This is a genomic window from Legionella genomosp. 1 (genome assembly GCF_900640215.1).
Lineage (GTDB): Bacteria > Pseudomonadota > Gammaproteobacteria > Legionellales > Legionellaceae > Legionella_C > Legionella_C quinlivanii_A.
Window position 1 is genome coordinate 1 of the sequence record NZ_CAAAJH010000013.1, and the last position, 22,044, is coordinate 22,044.

The following is a 22,044-nucleotide window of genomic DNA, read 5'->3' on the forward strand; positions in this document are numbered from 1 at the left end:
CCCTTTACGCCCAGTAATTCCGATTAACGCTCGCACCCTCCGTATTACCGCGGCTGCTGGCACGGAGTTAGCCGGTGCTTCTTCTGTGGGTAACGTCCAGTTAATTAGCTCTTAACCTATCAACCCTCCTCCCCACTGAAAGTGCTTTACAACCCTCAGGCCTTCTTCACACACGCGGCATTGCTGGATCAGGGTTGCCCCCATTGTCCAATATTCCCCACTGCTGCCTCCCGTAGGAGTCTGGGCCGTGTCTCAGTCCCAGTGTGGCTGATCATCCTCTCAGACCAGCTACCGATCGTCGCCTTGGTAGGCCCTTACCCCACCAACTAGCTAATCGGACGCAGGCTATTCTTAAAGCGCCAGGCCCGAAGGTCCCCAGCTTTATTCCGAAGAACGTACGCGGTATTAGCCTGAGTTTCCCCAGGTTATCCCCCTCTCTAAGGTATATTCCTACGCGTTACTCACCCGTTCGCCACTCGCCACCCACCTAGCAAGCTAGGTCGTGCTGCCGTTCGACTTGCATGTGTTAAGCATGCCGCCAGCGTTCAATCTGAGCCAGGATCAAACTCTTCAGTTTAATATCCTGTGTCAAATTTCTCTGACTATATTCTTTACTTCTCAAGCACTCAAATCTCTTCAAGCGCCCACACAGTTTGTCTTCATCTTCTTAATCAACTCGCCCCGAAGGCGTGATGCGTATTCTACGGATTTCACTTCCCTTGTCAAACACTTTTTGCAAATTTCTTCAAAAAAGTTTCTTGACCCAGTAAATGGAACGTTTAGCAGAGCTTACATTCATTATTACTTCATAAGTTTAGGAGGAATACCACTATCGCAAAGTACTTTCGTTTATTTCAGAGGCTGATTTATTCTCAATTATCTGAAATCTGTACCCGGATGAAACGCCTCAAGTTTCAGTCTAGACCATTCTCTGAATTTTGCCAGTATTAATTCAAAATATTTCTAATTTTTTTTCAACACCTGCCTGCCTAAACTATTAATATATATACTATCTGGCGCTTTTCAATCTTTCTTAAGCAAGTAACTGACTATTTATGTGAATAGTACTGGTGATTCTCTGCTTTTTTTGTTAATCTTTGGAATTGAACAATGGTGGCTTCATTGGTCCCCACGCGACGATAGATTATGAACCCCGTCAGGCCCGGAAGGGAGCAGCGGTAGTAATTGATTCGGGCGCCGAGGTGTGGCTTCTGAAGCTGCCGCCATATTACTAAAGAATGTCTATGAGTTATCTTGCGCTGGCGCGTAAATGGCGACCACGTTCTTTCTCGCAACTGGTTGGCCAAGAACATATCAATAAAGCCATTAGCAAATCACTGGCCCTGCAACGTATTCATCATGCTTATCTTTTCACTGGAACCCGCGGCGTTGGAAAGACCAGTATCGCGCGCTTAATGGCCAAAGCACTTAATTGTGAACTCGGTGTCAGTGCCGAACCCTGCCTGTCCTGTGATACATGCCTCGCCATTGAACAGGGCCGGTTTATCGATTTGATTGAAATAGACGGTGCATCAAAAACACGTGTTGAAGACACTCGTGAACTTCTGGAAAATGTACAATATGCGACAACGACAGGCCGCTACAAGATCTATCTGATCGACGAAGTTCATATGCTTTCGCAGCATAGTTTTAATGCCTTACTCAAAACACTGGAAGAACCCCCTGCACATGTTAAGTTTTTGTTAGCGACGACAGATCCGCAGAAGCTGCCTGCAACTGTTCTATCTCGTTGTTTACAATTCAATCTTAAACCATTGCAGCCTGCGGTTATCATTAGTCAGATGGAGCTTATTCTCAAAGAAGAAAACTACAGTTTTGAACATCAGGCTCTTGAGATTATTGCGCGAGCGGCTAAAGGCAGCATGCGGGATGCACTTAGTATACTTGACCAGGCTATTGCCACTGCTGATAATCATTTGACCGCTGAAATTGCGAAAAGCCTTTTAGGACATACAAAAAAAGATTATGCCATGATTCTGCTGCAAGCACTGCTTGCTGAAGATGCAGGAAGAATTATTAACACAAGCCGTCAGATTGCTGCCGAGGGTGGTCATTTCATTTTTGTTCTTGAAGAACTGATCAATCACCTTCACCAGATTTCTGTCAGTCAGGCTTTACCTGGTTCTCATCCCTTACTTGACTTTTCAGTTGAGACACAAAGCCTGTCAACTCAGGTTACACCAGCAGATGTGCAATTGTTTTATCAGATTGCCCTTAAAGGCATTGATGAGATCCACTTGGCTCCCAGCCTTTTAATCGGTTTTGAAATGACTCTGCTCCGCATGCTCAGTTTCAAGCCGGTGACCACATCCGTCATCCCTCCGCTTACAGGTGTGCAATTAGAGTCTGCTCCCCTTTCCAAAGCACCAGAGCCGCCTAAGGCTTTTGCTGTAACAGAGGAAATTGTCCGAGATGAACCAGGACCATCTGACGATGTTACGAGGCCGCCGCAGAACGTTGTCAGGCATTTAGATGAAACACCCGTTAAGGCCATGTCTTTACCTTCAGAAGTTCCGGAGGTTGCGATTAGTACAGCTCCGGTTATCATTGAGGAAAACTGGGCACAAATTATTCCCCAGTTAAAATTGAGCGGACTAGCCCTGACTGCCGTAGAAAATGCTGAATTTATTAAACGCAGCGACAAGGATATTTTTTTGCAAGTCGCCAAGGGACACCACTCCCTGTTTTCGCCCGGGATTACACAACGCATAGAACAAACTCTGTCTGCATTTTATAAAACCAATATCCGTATTAATCTGAGCGTTCAGGAAACCATAGAAAGTTCACCTGCGCAGGTTAAACAAATAGAGCAAACAAAAAACATGCAGGAAGCAGAGAAACACCTGGAGGAAGACCCTTTTTTACAACAGTTAATTCAGGAGTTTTCCGGAGAGATCGTCAAAAATTCTATTGTACCTAACAAAGATACATTATAATTAGTTAATTAACTTAAATGAGGTAGCTACACATGGATATTAATCAAAATCTTGGCAATCTAATGAAAGAAGCCCAAAAAATGCAACAAAAAATGCAGGAAGCACAACAGAAATTGAATTTGCTCACTGTACTCGGCGAATCTGGCGGCGGCCTGGTGCGTATTAAAATGAAAGGCAACCATGACGCGGTCGAAGTCAAAATTAATCCTTCACTGCTGGATGAAGAAGTTAGCATGCTGGAAGATTTAATTGCAGCGGCAATTAATGATGCCAATCGTAAAGTTGAAAAAGCATCTAAAGATGAAATCAGCCAACTGACTGCCGGACTGAATATTCCAACAGATTTCATGAAAGAAGAAGACAAGGAATAATAAGTTTTATGAATGCGTTGACCAGGCTTGTCGAGGCACTGCGCTGTTTACCAGGGGTGGGTCCAAAATCTGCCCAGCGCATGGTTTTCCACCTGCTGCAACACCAGCGTCAACGCGGCCTGCATCTTGCTGCCTGTCTGGAGCAAGCCATGCAGCAAATCAGGCATTGCGAACGTTGTCACAACTATACAGAAACCGAATTATGTTCATTATGCCAGGATAACACCCGTGAGCAGTCTGTCTTATGTGTCGTTGAAACACCTGCTGATGTGGCTGCAATTGAACAGAGCAGAGTATATAAGGGAAAGTATTTTGTACTCATGGGTAAAATTTCTCCACTCGATGGATTGGGTCCTGAGGACATCGGTTTGCCGCGCTTACGCCATCTGGCTCTGTCAGAGCAGATTGAGGAAATTATCCTTGCCCTAAGTCCATCCGTTGAAGCTCAAACCACCACCCATTTTATTCGCGAATTGTTTAGTGACTGCAGCATTCGCATCAGTCAGCTGGCACGAGGGATCCCCTCTGGCGGTGAGCTGGAGTTCCTGGATGTCACTACCATTGGTAATGCACTACGTAATCGAGCCCTTGTGAATGAGTAAAAGCCTTAGAATTTCAGTTCTTTTTTTATTGCTTTTTATAACAGGTAATATCTTTGCCTCTTTTAACAAAAGTTTATGGCCTATTTGGGAAGTTAACAATCCACTGTCTAAAGCAGTTATTCAACATTCAGAATGGCAGGAATTTCTGCAAAAACATCTCATTACAAATGAAGAGGGAATCAATCTGATTGATTATCCTAATGTCAGGGAAACCGATCGTCAGCTTTTAAAAAAATACATTGAGCGAATGTCAGGCATTAATATCAGCGAGTACAATCGAGCAGAGCAACTCGCTTACTGGATCAATGTGTATAACGCAATAACCGTGCATACTGTTGCCAGTTATTTCCCGGTAAACAGCATTGATGAAATCAATATTTCACCCGGTTTATTCAGTATTGGGCCCTGGGGAGCCAAGCTGATTACTGTCAATAATATTTCATTGTCTCTGGACGAAATCCAAAATCGTATCATTCGCCCTATATGGAATGACTCCCGTAGTCATTATGCCTTAAATAATGGCGCAATTGGTGCTCCTAACCTGGGGAAAGAGGTTTATACCGGCGAAAAACTGGAACAGCAATTAAATCTGGCAGCCTTTGATTATGTCAATTCTCTGCGAGGCGTGCAGGTTATTGAGGGGGAATTGGTCGTTTCCAAAATATACGATTGGTTTAGTGAGGATTTTGGCGAAACCAAACAAAATGTAATCAATCATATCAGGCAGTTTGCCAAAGAGCCTCTCAAACATCAGTTAAAGCATGTTAATACCATTGACAATTATGTTTACAACTGGCATTTGAATACAACCGTTGGAAATCAGGCCGGTTAAGATTACTTGCTATTCCAGCCTATCAAGCTCAGAATGCCATTAGGTTAACTAATATTCTACTCATCGGATGGTAACGCGTTTTAGGCAGATTATAAAACAGGGCATTTATAGCTTTGCAGGATTTAACCTGTTATTTCTCTTATTTCAATTAATTTACAGTTTCTCCTTAAGCGCCAGCTTTATCCACGCGGTAACCTTGCCCTGGAAAGTGTATGGGGAGTTAATTGCCGCCTTTTTGCTGCAAATTATCCTGCACGTTCTCCTGACCCTGATTCAGGTTTTCTTATTATGGGGAATTACACCGATACCCATTTCCCAAAAGCACCTGGACCGGCGTATTCTTACTATCCTAATAATTTCTCTGATTGCCATTCTAAGCCTTAACTGCCACTTTTTTCCCTTAAGCGCCTTTAGCAAATTGTTTGTTCCGGGACTTCCACCCTTTCTGATTACTGCTGCCCTTCTGATCTCACTTGGCTTATTATTGCTGGCAGGTCTGATTAGCCTTTATCGATTCTGTTTGCTAAATACAAAAGTGAGCATCAGCTTAATATTATTAATCATTATTCTATTCCTGCCCTGGTCAAAAAAAGAGACACATTTTATCGCAGGGGCATCGCCAAATGTTATCATCATCGGCGTGGATTCTTTAAGCCCGAGCCAGGTTAGCAAGGCACATACCCCGTTCATCGCTCAATTTCTTGCCAATAGTGTGCATTTTACCAACACGGTCAGTCCTCTGGCACGAACTTACTCTGCCTGGGCAAGTATCCTAACCGGCCTGCATCCACTTCATCATCGCGCCAGAGAAAATCTTATCTCAAAGAAAGAAATTGACAGTGCCGCAAGCTTTGCATGGACTCTAAAGAAGGCAGGATATCAAACCATTTTTGCCACAGACGACAGACGATTCAATAATCTGGGAGAAGAGTTTGGTTTTCAAAAAATAGTCGGCCCTAAAATTGGCGCTAATGATGTACTGCTCGGCTCATTTTATGATTTTCCACTCAGCAATTTTTTAATTAATTTTCGCCTTAGCCGCTGGCTGCTTCCTTACAACTACATGAATCGCGCCGGTCATTTTTCCTATTACCCTGAGACCTTCAATAAAGAATTGCAGCACTCTGTTCTTGAGCTAAACAGGAAAAAACCTGTTTTTTTAGCCGTACATTTTACCTTACCTCATTGGCCCTATGCCTGGGCAGCCTCTTCTGCAGCCCAAGTTAAAAATGAATACAGTCTCGAAGAGCGGGAGGGACTTTATTATGCAGCACTGCATAAAGTCGATCAGCAAGTTAAGACATTGTTTGATTTTCTGGAAAAAACCGCTATCACTGATAACAGTCTTATTATTTTATTAAGTGATCATGGCGAAGTATTGTATAAAAAAGGGTCCAGGGAAATCGATCCTAAGCTGTATCAGGGCAGCGGCTCAAGTCGTCTCGAGTCCTATTTCCCTCAAAAAACCGCTACTGAATTACAACGCAGCGCCGGACATGGCTCCGATTTATTAAGTCCGGACCAGTTTTTCTGTGTGCTGGGCATGGTAAGTTTTCAGCAGGGGGCAACCGTTAGCCAGGTAAAAACTGTGCAGGACCGTGTGGTATTAATGGACATCGCCCCCACTGTCTACTCCTATCTTAAAATTCACCCAACCCCATTATCTGACGGCGTATCACTGGCAGGTTTTTTAAAAACACAAACCCATTTGAATGAACAAAGCCGACCAGTGATGCTTGAAAGCGGATTTCTACCCAACTCAGCCCTAAGTAATGAAAAAGCAGTCGAATATGGCAAACTGCTTTTCTGGGTGAATCCCCAAACCGATGAGCTGGAAATTCGTCCCGATCGCTGGCCCCTTATCGATGCAATGAAGCTTTATGGAATATTGGATGGCGATTGGCTGCTTGCTCTTTATCCCGATAATGAAACCTATATTACGGTGATCCTGAATTTAAAAACCGGGGAATGGACTGATGAGGCTCAGTCGGCTTTCGCAAAACACTCACCGAGACAAAAACTGCTTGAACAATTGCTTAATTTTTATCAGAAACAATTGTCAGGTTATCCGCAAACTCCGCCAGCGTTTAAAGAGATGCCAAAGATTTCTAACTCATCCTCATGAATGGGGTGACGTAGCCCGCGGAGGGCTTGTCTATCCCTGCTGAAGTTTTTCCAGGGACTTAAATAATGTCTCCAGTCTCGAATTCTGATTCATCTCTGGTGACGAATAAAGCGTCAGAATACGGCTTAGAGCCTGCAGATTTCGTCTCCCTGGCTTTACAACTGTATCTTGTCTGAAATCAGGATAGGCGGCCATTAGAATATGGCGATTTTTTAATTCGCATAGTAAAGCGGCCATCAAGTCCTCCATAACCTGGTAAACACGAATGACTGCTAACCGCTCATTCTCCCTGAGCAACTCCACATCACGAATGATCTGGCCCTGCGCCGCTGCCTGTAAAGTTCTAAGCAAATAGCGTGTATCTTTATTTGAAAAATAACCATACAGGTCGATACATTGCTCTGTGCTTAGCTGTTGATAAAGAATAACCATTTGCTGCAAAAATTCATTGCCCTCCGGTTCTGATACAGGAGAGACCAACTGGCTTTGCAGGTACATAGCGGCGTCAATCAGGCGATTGGGATTAAACCAGTATTTATACGCGCGAAACAAATCATTAAGGCCCTGATGGATAAGATCATTGGTGGACAGGAAATTGGGCATTTCGCATTGCTGGAGGGCGGATTTGATAATTTCTCTTGTCATCTCATTTATTTCAACGCAAATCCCGGGAGGTAATTCATCTCCATGAAAAAGATAATCCTGAACTGGATTATAGCCACGCTGTTTTAGATTATGCAAAATCGTTTGATGGATGACCTCGATAAAATAATGTAACTGACAGAGCGTATTTTTAACTTCAATTTCTTTTTCAGTACTCAATCGATTGCCGTATAGCAATCCCGGTTGCGTTTTATAAAAAAACAGGGCATTGACCAGTTCGACATATTCAGGCTCGGTCAATTGCTGATAAAAACCCAGACAATCGCGTTCATTTAAATGCAAAAACTGCTCTTTCGCCATGTTGACCTTGTCATTAAAGCGATTGGCGAAATGAATAATTGCACTCAGCCATTCACTGGCTGATTTCGCCTGTATTATTTTTTTCAGTAAAGGAGCCAGCAGTTCATTATCGCCGCAATTAGCCTTAGGATCATGGTCAAGGACCAGGGCCATCAGGTTCCTGTAATAAAATAATAAGCTATCAACGCTGCGGGCTTCGTTTTCATCAGTACTGCACTGCCTCCATTTCATGCGGCATTTTTCAATTCTGGCAATACATTGTGAGTAAATTGTTTCAAACAAAAGCGGCGACTCCCATACGGGATTAGCCTCAGAGGAGTTCAGACGGGATAATTTCTCATACAGTTCAATTAACTCATGGCAATACTCAACAATACTGCTCGTTTTGTAGGACGGGGTCGGCGACGATTCCAGCAAAGGCTTTAGCTTCGCCTCGTTAATTTTAATCGCATATTTTAATTCAGCCTTTAATCGGCAATTTTCATCAATCAACCAAGGTAACGGTACATGCATGGTTTCTGTCATCCCTTACCTCCTGCCTCCCCTCTGAAAGTATTGCTAAACTGTAACCTTGTCACTCACCTATATTAAACTGTCATCCCCGCGAAGGCGGGGATCCATCTCTGAGCTACTATAATGCCAACTGAGGCATGGATTCCCGCATTCGCGGGAATGACAAAATTCCCTTAAATTAATAGCAGTGTCCCTGATTCTTTCCAGCTTGGGAGATCACACCTTGTCCGTCTCTTATTATTTGATTGTAGCTTAGTCCCAAGGCACTGAACAATAACAATTTTCATCAGAAAATGGAGGCGGATATCCCCTTCACACGCGATGAAATTAAAGTGTAATAGGTATATAATTGTGAAAATACTGTCTATTAAAAATTAATGGAGTTTTATTTATGCCCATGCATCGCAAACCCCTGCTTTTCATTGACGATGCGCTTCCGGAAAGCCAAATGGCTGATTATTTTAATAAATTTAATTTTAATATTGTCTCAATCAAGAGCTTGTCAGAACTTGAAACAACTTGTGAAGAGCCTGTCGCCTTGCTTATTTCGGCCACACTGCTTGAAGCAAACCCGGCAAAAATTCATCAGATCTATGAACGTTTCAATGTGCCGCTAATTGTTATCAGCAATCAAATCAATGAACAACTGTGTGTAAACATGCTTGAAGCCGGAGCTGATGATTTTCTGGTTAAACCAATTCATCCGCGCGAATTGCACGCTCGTATCGGAGCCATTAGTCGAAGAGTCGCAAGGGCAACTCAAAATGCAGAAGCTGAGAAAGAAGTATTACTTTTTTCAGAATGGCGTCTTTACCCGGCATCTCGACAGGTTTTTAGCAATGATCACCATGAGCTCCTGCTAAGCGCGGGTGAGTATGACCTGCTGCATGCATTCGTTCGACAGCCGCAGCAAGTCCTGGGACGAGAGTTTTTGTTACAGATAACCAAACACTCCGATCTCCACCCATTCGATCGCCGCATTGACGTTCAAATTAGCCGTTTAAGGCAGAAAATTGAACTGGATGCCAAAAAGCCCGCGTTGATAAAAACGATTCGTAATGGCGGGTATTTATTTACAGCACCGGTTGAAGTGCTGAAAGAGTCAGTTGAATCTCATTAAAATACCTTAATCAATAAGTTGTCCAATCTCTACCGTAGTTGTGTTAGGATAATCCATCCTCGCTCAGATATTACCAATGATTAGAGAGTCTGATTATGGCGAATTTTAGAGTTAAGCCAATTCGATTAACCAAAAAACACATCCTTTTTGTGATATTGCCTCTTGTGATTGTTGCCTACTGGCTTTTTCATACAAGCTCCGCCAAGGACAATAGCAACCCGGTAAAAGTAGTTGAAACACTGACATTAAAAAAAGCCGATATTCAGGAAACTATTCATCTGCTAGGTACTATTCGTCCCAAGCACGTTGCGGTGTTAACCGCAAAAGGCAGCGGAATTCTCGATATCATGGCTAACCCTGGCGAAACAATTTCCAAAAATGGATTAATTGCCAAAATCGATAATCCCGATAATGAAAAATCCCTGCAATTATCAGAAACTGCTGAGCAAATAGCTCGTCAGCAATATCAGCGCCTTGCGGATCCCGCTTTGATTAAAAAAGGCTATGTCAGCCCGAAAGAGGCAGATGAACAAAAACAAATCTGGCTGGCCGCGCAGAAAGAATTAGCTCAGGCAAAGCTTGATTTGGATAACCTGCGTTTTTATGCGCCTTTTGATGGTGTGGTTGGTGTCTACAAAAAACGTGAAGGCATGCAGGTCACCCAGGGAGATGCGATCGTTACTATCTATGATCCCAAATCGCTGGCCGTCGATATCGACCTGCCTTGCAGCACTCTCCCGACAATAAGGGTGGGGCAAACCGTGAAATTATTGAACCGGAATTATAAGCTTTCCCATGTACAAGCAATGCTGGATGAAGAAACGCACATGTGCCCTGCCGATATCGACATTGTTTGTAAGGAATGCCTGATTGGTTCAACCGTGGAACTCGATTTGCTTGTACGCGAACAGAAAAATGTAATAGTGGTACCCTCATCCGCCATTTTTCTCAGAAATGGCGCTCCTTTCGTCTACATTCTTGATGATGGAAAAGTCAAACTGGCATCGATTAAAACGGGGCTCAAAGATAAATCGACTGTAGAAATTACTGAAGGCTTGCAAGAGGGGCAAAAACTGATTATTAAAGGGCAAGAACGTCTATATCCAGGAATGTCAGTCAGTGAATTCAAACCACAGCCAACAAAAAATGCCTCATTATGAAAATCACCAGTTATTTCATTAAACATCCGGTCATAACCATTATTCTTAATGCACTCGTCGTGGTAGTGGGGTTACTGTGCATTCAGTCGCTCTCACTCAGAGAATATCCTGACATCACCTTTCCAACGATCAGTGTTAGTACCAATTACCCCAACGCGAGTCCGGATTTGGTTGAAACCGCTGTTACCAATATACTTGAAGATAATTTATCAGGGATTGAAGGTCTGGAGACCATCACCTCTCAATCACAAAGCGGCTCTTCTGAAATCACTCTGAGCTTTCGCACCGGCACTCCGATGGACAGAGCATTAAGCGCCACCCAGGACGCGGTAGGTCTGGCAAAATCCTACTTACCCGCCGAAGTAAAATCCCCCCGCATCGAGCGTCAGCGCCAGAATACTGGTCTGCCATTTATTGGGATCGCGATTGAATCCAGGACTTTAGCCTTCGCTGACCTGACTCATTTTGCCAATCTCCGCTTAAAAAATGAATTTCGCAGTGTTCCAGGTGTTTCATCAGTGAGAGTTTGGGGACAGCCTTACACTTATAACATCAGCCTTGATCCCAAGAAATTATACGCGTTTGGCATCAATGTAGATGAGGTAATGAGCGCCCTTGAGCGAAGCCGTGTTTCATTGCCGGCAGGGAATTATCAAAACAAAATCCCGAGCACCTTAAACTCCGACCTAAAATCTGTGGAGGATTATGAAAACCTGCTCATTAAAGCAGATAAAAAACATCCTGTTTTTTTAAAATCAATTGCCGATGTTCAATTGATAAGCGATAACAGTCAGTTTCGAGTGCGCGTCAATGGCCATTCAGGGATCGTATTATCCATTAACCGCGCGAATGACGCCAACCCAATTGAGGTTTCCAGGCAAGTTCGAGCGACCCTGCAGGCGGTCCAGCAAAGCCTTCCCTCTTCAATCCATGCCAGTATTATTCTGGATCAATCGCAATTCATTAATGCCTCTTTGCATAATATTCAATCCGCAATTCTTGAAGCAGTCATTTTGGTGCTCATTATTGTTTTTCTTTTCCTGAGAAACTGGCGTGCCACACTCATTCCTCTGGTAACCATTCCCATTTCATTGCTCGGCGCTATGATTTTTCTAAAGCTATTCGGTTTCTCCATCAACTTAATGACGCTGCTTGCGATGGTGCTTGCGATAGGCCTGGTAGTTGATGATGCTATCATTGTTCTGGAAAACATCTGGCGTCACATCGAAAAAGGTGAAACCGCATTGAATGCGGCGATACTGGGTGCCAAAGAAATTGGCTTTGCCATTATAGCGATGACCTTTACCCTTGCCAGCGTTTATATGCCTTTCGCCTTCATTGATGGGATGCTGGGGCAGTTATTTGTAGAATTCGCGGTGGCTTTGGCCGGCAGCGTTTTTGTTTCCGGAATGGTGGCTCTTACCTTATCACCGCTTATGTGTGCAAAATTTTTAGATAACCATGCAACGCCCCGTTGGCCTCAAATTGACACACTGTTGGAAAACCTGACAAAGCGGTACAACCATGCGCTTACGCGTGTCCTCAGCAAGCGCTGGTTTGCAGTACTGGCCTCAATCCTCACCATCAGCATTTGCTTTCTGCTGTATTATAATACTCCTGCAGAAACCGCTCCCAAGGAAGATCGCGGCCTGGTTGGTATTTATACGCCGCCTCTTAGCAGTGAATCCTTAGATGATCTGGATAAAAAAGTGAGTGCGTTTGAAAAAACTACTAACTCCATCAAGGAATCGGATTACAAATTAACTTTTATGGGTGATTGGGGCGCGAGTATTTTACTCCCGCTGAAACCTCATTCTCAGAGATCACAGTCGGCAGAACAGATTGTTGAGCATCTGCGTCCGCAGTTTAAAGACATTCCCTCAGTGGATCCTTCCGTGTGGAGCTGGAATACTGGTTTGCCGGGAATTGATGATGCAGGTCAGGGAGCTGAACTTTCTCTCATTATTTCAACACCCGACAGCTTTCGTGATTTATTTGATCATGTTGAAAAATTAAAAGCGGTGCTCGACAGCAGCGGACAATTTGAATCCGCCAGTTATGATTTACGTCTGGATACTCTCGGCTACTCCATTGAACTGGATAATAATGCCTTGAGCAAACTGGGATTAACTCCCGCCCAGGTGGCCAAAACCATTGAAGTATTTTTCAGTGCCGATAAATCACTCACTTTTCAAAAAGATAGTGTGCTTTATAATTTAACGGTTAAAGGCAATAGCGCTCCCTGGACCTTAAACGAGCTTTATCTAACTACACCGGAGGGCAAGCGGGTTTCGCTGGGAGCCTTTACTGCTATGAATGCTAAATCCCAACCAGCCACCCTCGAGCACTATAAGCAAATGCGCTCTACCACCCTGCATGTTCAGTTTCCTGCCAAAGAATCTATTGATAAAGCAATGAAGCAGTTATGGAAATTATCCAAAACTGAATTACCCTCTCAATACAAACTGACCTGGAGCGGTGCCGCAAAAGCTTATAACGAATCGTCCCATACCATGCTGTTCCTGTTACTTTTATCGATTTTGTTTATTTATGCCATCTTGTCGATCCAATTTGAAAATTTTATTGACCCGCTTATTATTCTATTTACCGTACCCTTAGCCTGTTCAGGGGCCTTAGCGGCTACCTATTTCTCCGGACAATCCCTGAATGTCTATTCACAGGTGGGTTTAATCACTTTAATCGGACTGATTAGCAAGCATGGTATTTTGATTGTTGAGTTCGCCAACCAGCTTCGTGCGAAAGGACTTGCTGCCAGTGAAGCCGTGAGGCAGGCTTGTTCACTTCGCCTGCGCCCTATATTAATGACTACGGGGGCGATGATTTTTGGTGCAATTCCCTTACTGCTATCCCAGGATGCGGGCGCTGAGTCACGACATGCGATTGGAACAGTGTTAGTCAGTGGTCTGGCAATCGGCACTTTGTTTACACTCTTTGTGCTGCCCGGCATTTATTTGCTAATCAACAGCAAACGCAGAGACAGAGTTAAATCCTGATGCTCAATGCTTCAAGGTTTAACTTTGACTTGGCTCGTTCCTGTTTACTTTTCTTATCCTTGCCGTTTTAACCATATTATCACCCACCCTGAGGATCTCGATTTGAAAATCTTCAATTTGCACGCAACTATCAGCTGTTGGAATATAACCCAAATGCTCAATAATAAGTCCACTGAGTGTGCGCGGCCCAATCATGGGTAATTGCCAGCCTAAACCGCGTTTCAAATGCCTGAGAGTGATGCTGGCGTCGACAATAATTGTCTCTTCATTTTCCTGCACAATGTCTTTACTCAGGGCGGCGATGTCCGTTGTAAATTCACCAATCACTTCTTCGAGAATATCTTCAATTGTAACCAGCCCCTGCAAATCGCCATATTCGTCCACCACGAAACAACTGCGCTTCTTTTCCTTGCGAAAATTCAAAAGCTGCACATTTAATGGCGTGGCCTCGGGAACAAAATAAGGGGCGTCTGCAATTTTCAATAGACTGTCCTTGTCCAGCCTTTCTTCAAGAACAAGATTTAAGACATTGCGCACGTGTACCATGCCAAGCAAATCATCAATGCTGTGACGAAACAGAGGCAGGCGGGTATGCTGAGCCGTTTCCAGCTCATCAAGAATCTGGTGCCAGGGCTGCTCCAAATCAATACCAATCACATCAGCCTTGGGTATCATGATGTCTTCAACGGTCGCTTCTTCAAGATCCAGTAAACTAATCAGCATTCCCTGATGCTCGGCGGGCAATAAACCGCCAGCTTCATTAACGACAGAACGCAACTCCTCAGCGCTTAACGCTTCTCGCTGAGCTTTGTCCAGAGAGATACCAAACAGGCGTAAAATCCAATTAGTGATAGTGCTAATCAGATAAACCAGGGGCGCCAGAATTTTTTGTAAAAGGAGCAGTGGCAAAGAGGAGCGAAACGCTACCTGCTGGGGATGCAATGCCGCCAGCGTCTTGGGAACCATTTCCGCCAAAACCAGGATAATTAAAGTGAGCACAAGAGTCGCCAAGGCGACTCCGGCATTTCCGTACAGCCGCTGACCTATCAGAGTGGCAATCATCGAGGCCGAAATATTGGCAAAGGTATTACCTATTAATATTACTCCCAGCAATCTATCAGGCCGTTGCAGCAACCTGGAAACCCGAACAGCCTGATGGTGATTCGTTTTAACCCAATGCTTCAGTCGATACCGATTAATCGACATGATACCTATCTCCGTTCCCGAAAAAAAGGCGGAAAGCAGGATCAGAATAAAGAGAATAATCGACAGCGTGGCCAGTGAAAACTGCACTTGGATTCCTTATCCGGTTAAATAACAAACCGAATTATACTCTTTATAAAGTAAAGATTACACAGAGAGAAACACCTGTGGTACTATGATTATTTTTGAAATCAGGCAGACATTCCATGTTTGATAATTTAACCAAACGGTTGAACCAGGCGTTCAAAACGCTAACTGGGCAAAGTCATTTTACCGAAGAGAATACACAGCAGGCACTTCGTGAAGTGCGCATGTCCTTACTTGAAGCGGATGTTGCTTTACCTGTTGTTAAGCAATTTATAGAGAAAGTCAGGGAAAAAACGCTTGGTCAGGCAGTCGATGATAAACTCAAGCCCGAGCAGGCACTGATCAAAATCATTCATGATGAATTGATTGTCATTCTGGGCAGTGAGCGCTCAGAACTGAATTTTAAAACGCAACCGCCTGCTATTTTTCTTATGGCTGGTTTGCAGGGTTCCGGTAAAACGACCACTTCAGCCAAGCTAGCACGCTATTTAAAAGAGCAAGAGAACAAAAAAGTCATGCTGGTGAGCGTGGACGTCTACAGACCTGCGGCCATCGAACAGTTGCAATTGCTCGCCGAGCAGCTTGATATTGCATTTTTTCCGGCGCAGGCGCATGAAAACCCGCTCGATATTGCCCAGCGCGCACTCGATAATGCTAAAAAGCAATATATGGATGTCGTTATTTTCGATACTGCAGGCCGTCTGCATATCGATCAGGACATGATGGACGAAATCAAAGCCTTGCATCAGGCGGTCAAACCCGTGGAAACTCTGTTTGTCGTCGACAGCATGACTGGACAAGATGCAGCCAATACCGCCAAGGCCTTTCATGATGCCCTGCCCTTAACAGGTATTATTCTCACCAAAACCGATGGTGATGCCCGTGGAGGAGCGGCTTTATCCGTGAAGGAAATCACTGGTCAACCCATTAAGTTCATGGGAACCGGCGAAAAAATTGATGCCCTTGAACCATTCTATCCTGACCGTGTCGCGTCCCGAATTTTGGGGATGGGCGATATTCTGACGCTGATTGAAGAAGTTGAGCGTAAGGCGGATAAAAAAAGCAGTGAGAAACTGGCACAGAAGCTGAAAAAAGGAAAGGGCTTTGACCTGGAAGATTTCAAGCAGCAGTTATTGCAAATGAATAATATGGGCGGCATCAGCAGTATGATGAGCAAACTGCCCGGTATGAGCCAGCTGCCGCAACAGGCCATGTCGCAAGTGAATGATAAAGCATTGGCAAAAACAATTGCTATTATTAATTCGATGACGAAAAAAGAACGACGTCTGCCCAAGATTATCATTGGCTCCCGCAAGAAGCGCATTGCAGAGGGTTCAGGCACACAGATTCAGGATGTTAACCGCTTATTGAAACAATATGAGCAAATGCAGAAGATGATGAAGAAAATTTCCAAGCCGGGTGCCTTAAAACAAATGATGCGCGGCTTGGGTGGCCTTACTGGAATGAAGGGTATTTTACCCGATGATTTCAAATAATTGTCAGAATGACTTCACATGTCGTGTGAATTTTCGTACAATACACGGCATTTTTACGTAACCACTCTTAGAAGAGGAAAATAATGGTCGTTATACGTTTATCAAGAGCTGGCGCTAAAAAGCGTCCATTTTATCACATGGTTGTTACAGACAGCCGCAAACGTCGTGATGGAAATTACATTGAACGCATTGGTTATTTTAACCCGGTCGCTCAGGGACAAGACATTCGTCTCCATATCGAAATGGATAAATTAACGCATTGGTTAAACGTGGGTGCACAATTATCCGATCGCGTAAGCGCTCTTGTTAAAGAACATAAGAAAGCTGCTAACGCTGAATAATGTGAGTGATTTAACTGATTGGATAATCGTAGGTCGTTTTGGTCGAGTTCATGGTATAAAAGGCCTTATTACGGTACATTCCTTTACTGAACCCCGTAATAATATTCTTGATTATGCAGACTGGCATATTTCTATCGCCAAACAGTGGCAACCTGTTGAGCTGTTACAGGTTGAACTCAGCGATAAACACATTCTCGTAAGAGTAAAAGGTTACAATGAGCGAGAAGAAGCGGCCAAACTGACCAATGTGGAGATTGCGATAAGCAGCAAGCAATTACCCGTGCTAGAGCCAGATGAGTTTTACTGGCACCAGCTTGTTGGGCTGAAAGTTATCAATCAATCCAATGAGCTATTGGGTACAGTCACCGAGGTGATTGCGACTGGCTCAAACGATGTCCTGATTGTGAATGGTGAACGACGTCATCTGATTCCCTATTTACCTGGTCATTACGTTATAAAGGTCGATTTAAGCCAGCAACAGATTCTGGTTGATTGGGACGCGGATTTTTAATGTTACATCTTGGTGTGATTAGTCTCATTCCGGAAATTTTTAACAGTTTGAGCTATGGTGTAACAGGACGAGCGCTTGAACAGGGCCTTGCCCGGATTGAATACTGGACGCCACGTGATTGGGCAAAAAGGCCTTATCGTCAGATTGATGACAAGCCTTACGGTGGCGGTCCTGGAATGGTTATGATGTATGAGCCCCTGCATGCTGCAATAGAGCATGCCAAAGCGGCTCTGCCTTCAGGATGCCGTACTATTTATTTGAGCCCGCAGGGCAGACAGATTAAACAGAATGACCTGATTAGAATTGCCCAGGATAAGACCCCCCTGCTTTTTATCGCAGGTCGGTATGAAGGGATAGACGAGCGAATTATCCAGCAACACGTCGATGAAGAATGGACGGTTGGCGATTTCGTAATGAGCGGCGGAGAATTAGCCGCAATGATTTTCATTGATGCAATTTTGCGTTTGTTGCCCGGCAGCTTGGGGCATGCGGGCTCTGCAGAGCAGGATTCATTTATGAATGGCTTGCTGGACTGTCCGCATTATACCCGCCCAGCGCTGGTTAACGGACAGAAAGTTCCAGACGTTTTGCTAAACGGTAATCATCGGGAAATAGAACGTTGGCGACGTAAGGCCTCTTTAGGAAATACCTGGTTAAAAAGACCGGAATTATTAGAAAAAATTGATTTGAACGATTTGGACAGAGAATTACTGAGTGAGTTTCAAAATGAACACAGTGATTCCTGCTAAAAAATGGAGCATTTTTCTACTGCAGCATTCTGCTTGCAGCATTAAAAAGCTTTTAAATAAATGCTCTCACGGAATAACCGAGAGAAGTAACAACCGGCAAGCTATGGACATCGATATATACCTGAGCTTGCAGCGACAGACCATACTTGAGGAGTGATGATTCATGACTAACATTATTGATCAGCTGAATGCCGAGCAAATGCAAGGTAAAAATATTCCTGATTTCAGCCCAGGCGATACCGTTTTAGTACAAGTAAAAGTAAAAGAAGGTACTCGTGAGCGTTTACAGGCCTTTGAAGGGGTTGTAATTGCCAAACGTAACCGTGGTTTAAACTCTGCCTTCACCGTGCGTAAGATTTCTCATAACGTCGGTGTAGAACGTGTATTCCAGACTTACAGCCCAATCGTCGACAGCATTACTGTCAAACGTCGCGGTGATGTTCGTCGTGCCAAATTATATTATCTGCGTGATCTGGCTGGCCGTGCTGCTCGTATCAAAGAAAAATTAAGCAGCCGCAAAGAAGACTAAGATCAAGACAAGGACTGTTGACAATCAACTGCCCTGTTTGCCTGAATCTGCCTGAATTACCGCTCCATCTAACGCCGCGACTTGTCGCGGCATTCCTGCATATAGACCCGACTATTGTTGATGTTTGCCCTGTTTTACCAGGCGTTGTTAGACAGATGCACAAAAAGCCGTCTTTGCGAGCGTTAGCGAAGCAATCCTGCTCCTTACTCTGTTCAAGTATCGATCTGGATTGCTTCACTTTGTTCGCAAAGACAGCAGGTTAGTTGCTTGATTTTATTTACGCAAGAGCACATGGTCGAAGTCGGAGTGTAGGAGTAAGTTAGAAAAAAGCCTTGATTCCGCTTTGCATCCTCAAGGCTTTTTTAATTAGATGGTTAAGCCCTCTTTAGGCGCAGGAGATTCAGCTTTATCCGCCTTATTCTCTGGCTTGTTATAGAAAAGAGAGAAATATTGGCGCGCCGTGGTTGGATCCACAACAGGCTCATCCACTACCTGTTTATAGGCTGCATGTTCATCCATCGCCACATCCGTCATTTGTTGATGACGAATGCCTTTCATATATTTGCGATGCATATCATGACAAAGGGCTATGATGTTATAACTCGATTGGGCAGAAGGGTCATGATCGAGGGATTCTTGATCGAATTCATCGACAGCCTTAATACCTAATTTAGCAAGCTTTCGCATGCCGGTGTTGTCTTCGATTTTTTTAGGCCCCCAGAAACCTTTGTTGATTAAGGTCGCTATGCCTCGGGTAATTGGCTTGAGCAGCCAGGTCAGCGGGGTGGTCGCAATTTCTATCGCGCCTCTGACCAGACTGAATACTCCATCCAAAGATCGCCACGGGTTCAAGCTCAGCAGGCCGACCAACGTTTTAAGCAGTCCACTTCCCACATTCAGCAGTCCAACCAGGGGTTGTCTTAAGTCTTGTTTGAATGGATGCCATGAAGCAGAGGTTTTATAAGGTTTGAAAAAGTCGGTAAACAGTTTAACAGTCTTTTTCAAATGATGAGTTATAGGAATATATTTCCAATCACCCAAACCGACAGGATCATAGCTGCGATGCGGGTATTTACGCCATTGCTTTTCTCTGCTCACCTGATGAGCAGGCGCCTGCTGTAAATTAAAATACGCATTAAGCAACTCTTCCGATGAGTCAATATCGTCCTGCCATGAAATGCCCTTTACCTTTTGCACAGCTTCCATTATTCGCATTGGAGCACGAATATTGCGGCGGCTGTACTGGGACACTTCATGGACTTTTTTAGGGGCATACACTTCGGTAAACCAGGTTTGATACTGATTGAGGCTGAGCTCGAATTGCTCTTCATCAGCAAATCCATTAAGAATATGCTCTTTCATTTGCTCGACAAAAATTGCAGTCGCCTCATTTCCGGCGTTTAACCCCTTGAAATAGGAAAGTCCTAATTGGGCATCACCAGCCAGCTTAACATGGACTTTGGAGCCGTCTTTCCTTGTTACCTGCGTACTGATTTGTTTGCCATAAGTCGCCGGCGCTTCATTGACGCTAACCCGCACCGAGTTCCAATCGATAAGAGAAGAATCTTCATGGCATTTTTCGATTTTAAGCTCGAGATAACGGGTGAGAAAACTACGAATATCCTGGGGTATATCCTGTGCCTGAGCATTGTTTTTAAGATGAATAGGCTTTTGCGAGGTGGCGATGGACTTCAAACGATCAAAGACTTCCTTTGAAATCATCATTTGCATGGTAACAGGAGTTTGGCCTTTTGCGAAATGCCCCACATATTCGCTGGCAATCATCCCGCCCCGCGCCATATTCTGATAAAAGTTGACGGCGGCAACTCCTTCATTCTTATGTGAGCCGTTGACTTCGTAACGAAGCTGCAATACATAATCAAATTCCTGCTTAACCTGATTATCCTCTCCAAAAAAGTGTTTGCTGACGACGCTGTGAGTTCCATCCGCGCCAAGGATTAATTTGGCCTCGGGATGTGCTTCGAGAATCTTTTCTTCAATATTTTCCGGTGTAATGGCCTCGTGGATAATCCTTGTAGGCTCACATCCTTCTTCACACTCCAGAGCCAGCTCTTTGAATATTTTTTCAAGTTCGCTAGTGCGAATATGCGGATCTTTTTTGAGTCGCTCAAGCAGAGGCTTTAGTTTGGGATGTTCTTCGGTCCCCGTCGCTATCATTAATGAGGCTAGATGCTGCCATTGCATACTCAGTGTGTGTTTACGTTGGTATTCCGTATATTTTTCATAGATGACAATCTTTAATTCGGGATTTAATTTCTTCATTGCCCAGGCATGAGCCAGACCAATAGGACCTGCACCCACTATAACCACATCAACCATAACCACCCCTTAATAGTGAACAAATATTGCTCTATTATACGCAATAATGCACAGATATCAAGCAGCTTGTGATGCAGAAAGCAAATGCTCTTAAGATTGAGGTCCTTCTGATGAAGCGCGAAGAGAAGATGAATCACAACCAATGATACTTTGCAAACAGTGCATGCCAAAAAACAAAAGCTGGTTTTGCTTGTCAGCGATAGCTTTACCCAGGCTAAAAGGCGGTTGCAATCTTTTCAGATAATTAAATTCCCAGTCAAGCGGCTGTTGCGCTTTTATTTCATCAAGCTGCAAGCCTACTTTATTCCAATTGATTTTGTTGGCCATCGAGACTCTGAAATCCTCATTCAGAATTTTAACTAATCCAAAACGCACCGCTGTCACTTTAGCCTCATCAGCACTGTTCCTGGATGTAGGTGAAACCTGCTGCTCAAGCGGGTTTTCTTCTTTTCCAGGATTTAGGGAGTCGAGTGCTTTTGATAATAAGTCTGCATACTCATTACAAAGTTCACGGTAAGGTTCAAGTGACTCAATATTTGCTCTTAACTTCTGAATCTCGCTGTTTCCCTTTAACTCCTGAACTTCTCTCTCCAGTTCTTGCGCCCTTTTATCAAGCGCCTCGTATTCTGTACTCAATTGTATACTGTTGGCTTCTGCAGACAAGTGAGGGCTTTCTCTTTCCATATGCTTAATTACGGCAGCTTTATCCCATAACTCAATAGACCCCCAGTCTTCGTTAGTCGCATAGAACATCAGGAGCTGGTGTTTGAAATAAACCATATATTGCAGAGCGGCACTTATAAGATTAGTACAGCCGTATCCCGCAACTCCTTTGAAAAGATTGACGCCTTGGGCGGCATAAAGCAGTTCAATATGCTTCATATCTTCAGGGCGAAATCCATAGCGAATTAACTCAAAGACGCCTATCGGCAGCAAATCATCGCCTCCTCCCGCTTTGACACCGCATTTTTTTTCGAGATAGGCCGTCCAGTCCAGCGCCCGGAGATAGTCACCATCCCTTAGAAAATCGAGATAATCTTTAGTCGTTAATGTCACGCTGCTACTCCTTGCAAAATTAATTATCCCGTTAAAGAAATAATGACAACCGCCGATATTAAGCCAAACAATAAT

General features: G+C 44.1%; 17 protein-coding genes, 1 rRNA gene and 1 other RNA gene. 14 read left to right on the forward strand and 5 right to left on the reverse strand.

Annotation, left to right across the window (positions count from 1 at the left end; all coding sequences use genetic code 11):
• A 16S ribosomal RNA gene (locus E1O89_RS11765) occupies nucleotides 1-577 on the reverse strand; the annotation flags it as partial.
• A gap of 543 nt (nucleotides 578-1,120) precedes the next feature.
• On the opposite strand from E1O89_RS11765, the gene ffs reads away from it, so the two are divergent.
• From ffs to E1O89_RS11795, 6 genes are all read left to right on the forward strand, one after another.
• Nucleotides 1,121-1,217, forward strand: an RNA gene (ffs, locus tag E1O89_RS11770) — signal recognition particle sRNA small type.
• Nucleotides 1,218-1,244: 27 nt separating this feature from the next.
• Nucleotides 1,245-2,957, forward strand: a complete 1,713-nt coding sequence (dnaX, locus tag E1O89_RS11775; protein WP_133140336.1) for a DNA polymerase III subunit gamma/tau — start codon at nucleotides 1,245-1,247, stop codon at nucleotides 2,955-2,957.
• A gap of 32 nt (nucleotides 2,958-2,989) precedes the next feature.
• Nucleotides 2,990-3,328 (forward strand): YbaB/EbfC family nucleoid-associated protein, encoded by a 339-nt coding sequence (locus tag E1O89_RS11780; protein ID WP_112220440.1) that lies wholly within the window; start codon nucleotides 2,990-2,992, stop codon nucleotides 3,326-3,328.
• Between the two features lie 8 nt (nucleotides 3,329-3,336).
• Entirely contained in the window at nucleotides 3,337-3,930 is a 594-nt protein-coding gene (gene recR, locus E1O89_RS11785; protein WP_133140337.1) for a recombination mediator RecR, read from the forward strand.
• Entirely contained in the window at nucleotides 3,923-4,762 is an 840-nt protein-coding gene (locus tag E1O89_RS11790; protein WP_112220442.1) for a DUF547 domain-containing protein, read from the forward strand. The genes recR and E1O89_RS11790 overlap by 8 nt, the downstream gene beginning before the upstream one ends.
• Nucleotides 4,763-4,829: 67 nt before the next feature.
• Nucleotides 4,830-6,887: a sulfatase-like hydrolase/transferase gene (locus E1O89_RS11795; protein WP_133140338.1), complete on the forward strand. Its 2,058-nt coding sequence runs from the start codon at nucleotides 4,830-4,832 to the stop codon at nucleotides 6,885-6,887.
• A 30-nt stretch (nucleotides 6,888-6,917) separates the two neighbouring features.
• Here E1O89_RS11795 and E1O89_RS11800 read toward each other — a convergent pair whose 3' ends face one another.
• Nucleotides 6,918-8,375, reverse strand: a complete 1,458-nt coding sequence (locus E1O89_RS11800) for a hypothetical protein (RefSeq protein WP_133140339.1) — start codon at nucleotides 8,373-8,375, stop codon at nucleotides 6,918-6,920.
• A gap of 379 nt (nucleotides 8,376-8,754) precedes the next feature.
• Between E1O89_RS11800 and E1O89_RS11805 the strand changes: the two genes are divergently transcribed.
• From E1O89_RS11805 to E1O89_RS11815, 3 genes are all read left to right on the forward strand, one after another.
• Entirely contained in the window at nucleotides 8,755-9,483 is a 729-nt protein-coding gene (locus E1O89_RS11805; protein ID WP_370637187.1) for a response regulator transcription factor, read from the forward strand.
• Between the two features lie 95 nt (nucleotides 9,484-9,578).
• The gene (locus E1O89_RS11810) at nucleotides 9,579-10,643 is read left to right on the forward strand and encodes an efflux RND transporter periplasmic adaptor subunit (RefSeq protein ID WP_133140340.1); all 1,065 of its coding nucleotides are present in this window, start codon (nucleotides 9,579-9,581) and stop codon (nucleotides 10,641-10,643) included.
• The gene (locus tag E1O89_RS11815) at nucleotides 10,640-13,657 is read left to right on the forward strand and encodes an efflux RND transporter permease subunit (protein WP_133140341.1); all 3,018 of its coding nucleotides are present in this window, start codon (nucleotides 10,640-10,642) and stop codon (nucleotides 13,655-13,657) included. The genes E1O89_RS11810 and E1O89_RS11815 overlap by 4 nt, the downstream gene beginning before the upstream one ends.
• An 18-nt stretch (nucleotides 13,658-13,675) precedes the next feature.
• On the opposite strand, the gene E1O89_RS11820 is transcribed toward E1O89_RS11815, so the two are convergent.
• Nucleotides 13,676-14,950 carry an HlyC/CorC family transporter gene (locus E1O89_RS11820; protein WP_133140342.1) on the reverse strand — a complete coding sequence of 425 codons (1,275 nt, stop codon included), beginning with the start codon at nucleotides 14,948-14,950 and terminating at the stop codon, nucleotides 13,676-13,678.
• A gap of 116 nt (nucleotides 14,951-15,066) precedes the next feature.
• Here E1O89_RS11820 and ffh point away from each other — a divergent pair, with 116 nt between their 5' ends.
• The 5 genes from ffh to rplS all read left to right on the forward strand — a co-directional run bounded on the left by ffh (nucleotide 15,067) and on the right by rplS (nucleotide 18,573).
• On the forward strand, nucleotides 15,067-16,443 hold the full coding sequence (ffh, locus tag E1O89_RS11825) for a signal recognition particle protein (protein WP_112220448.1): 1,377 nt from the start codon (nucleotides 15,067-15,069) through the stop codon (nucleotides 16,441-16,443).
• 83 nt (nucleotides 16,444-16,526) lie between these two features.
• A complete protein-coding gene (gene rpsP / locus E1O89_RS11830) occupies nucleotides 16,527-16,784 on the forward strand; it encodes a 30S ribosomal protein S16 (protein WP_058507999.1) in 258 nt (85 codons plus the stop codon).
• A gap of 1 nt (nucleotide 16,785) precedes the next feature.
• Nucleotides 16,786-17,295 carry a ribosome maturation factor RimM gene (rimM, locus tag E1O89_RS11835; RefSeq protein WP_133140343.1) on the forward strand — a complete coding sequence of 170 codons (510 nt, stop codon included), beginning with the start codon at nucleotides 16,786-16,788 and terminating at the stop codon, nucleotides 17,293-17,295.
• Nucleotides 17,295-18,044, forward strand: a complete 750-nt coding sequence (trmD, locus tag E1O89_RS11840) for a tRNA (guanosine(37)-N1)-methyltransferase TrmD (protein WP_112220450.1) — start codon at nucleotides 17,295-17,297, stop codon at nucleotides 18,042-18,044. The genes rimM and trmD overlap by 1 nt, the downstream gene beginning before the upstream one ends.
• Nucleotides 18,045-18,207: 163 nt before the next feature.
• On the forward strand, nucleotides 18,208-18,573 hold the full coding sequence (rplS, locus tag E1O89_RS11845; RefSeq protein ID WP_112220451.1) for a 50S ribosomal protein L19: 366 nt from the start codon (nucleotides 18,208-18,210) through the stop codon (nucleotides 18,571-18,573).
• Nucleotides 18,574-18,939: 366 nt separating this feature from the next.
• On the opposite strand, the gene E1O89_RS11850 is transcribed toward rplS, so the two are convergent.
• The gene (locus tag E1O89_RS11850) at nucleotides 18,940-20,913 is read right to left on the reverse strand and encodes a hypothetical protein (protein WP_133140344.1); all 1,974 of its coding nucleotides are present in this window, start codon (nucleotides 20,911-20,913) and stop codon (nucleotides 18,940-18,942) included.
• Nucleotides 20,914-21,003: 90 nt separating this feature from the next.
• The gene (locus E1O89_RS11855; protein WP_133140345.1) at nucleotides 21,004-21,969 is read right to left on the reverse strand and encodes a hypothetical protein; all 966 of its coding nucleotides are present in this window, start codon (nucleotides 21,967-21,969) and stop codon (nucleotides 21,004-21,006) included.
• Between the last annotated feature and the right edge of the window lie 75 nt (nucleotides 21,970-22,044).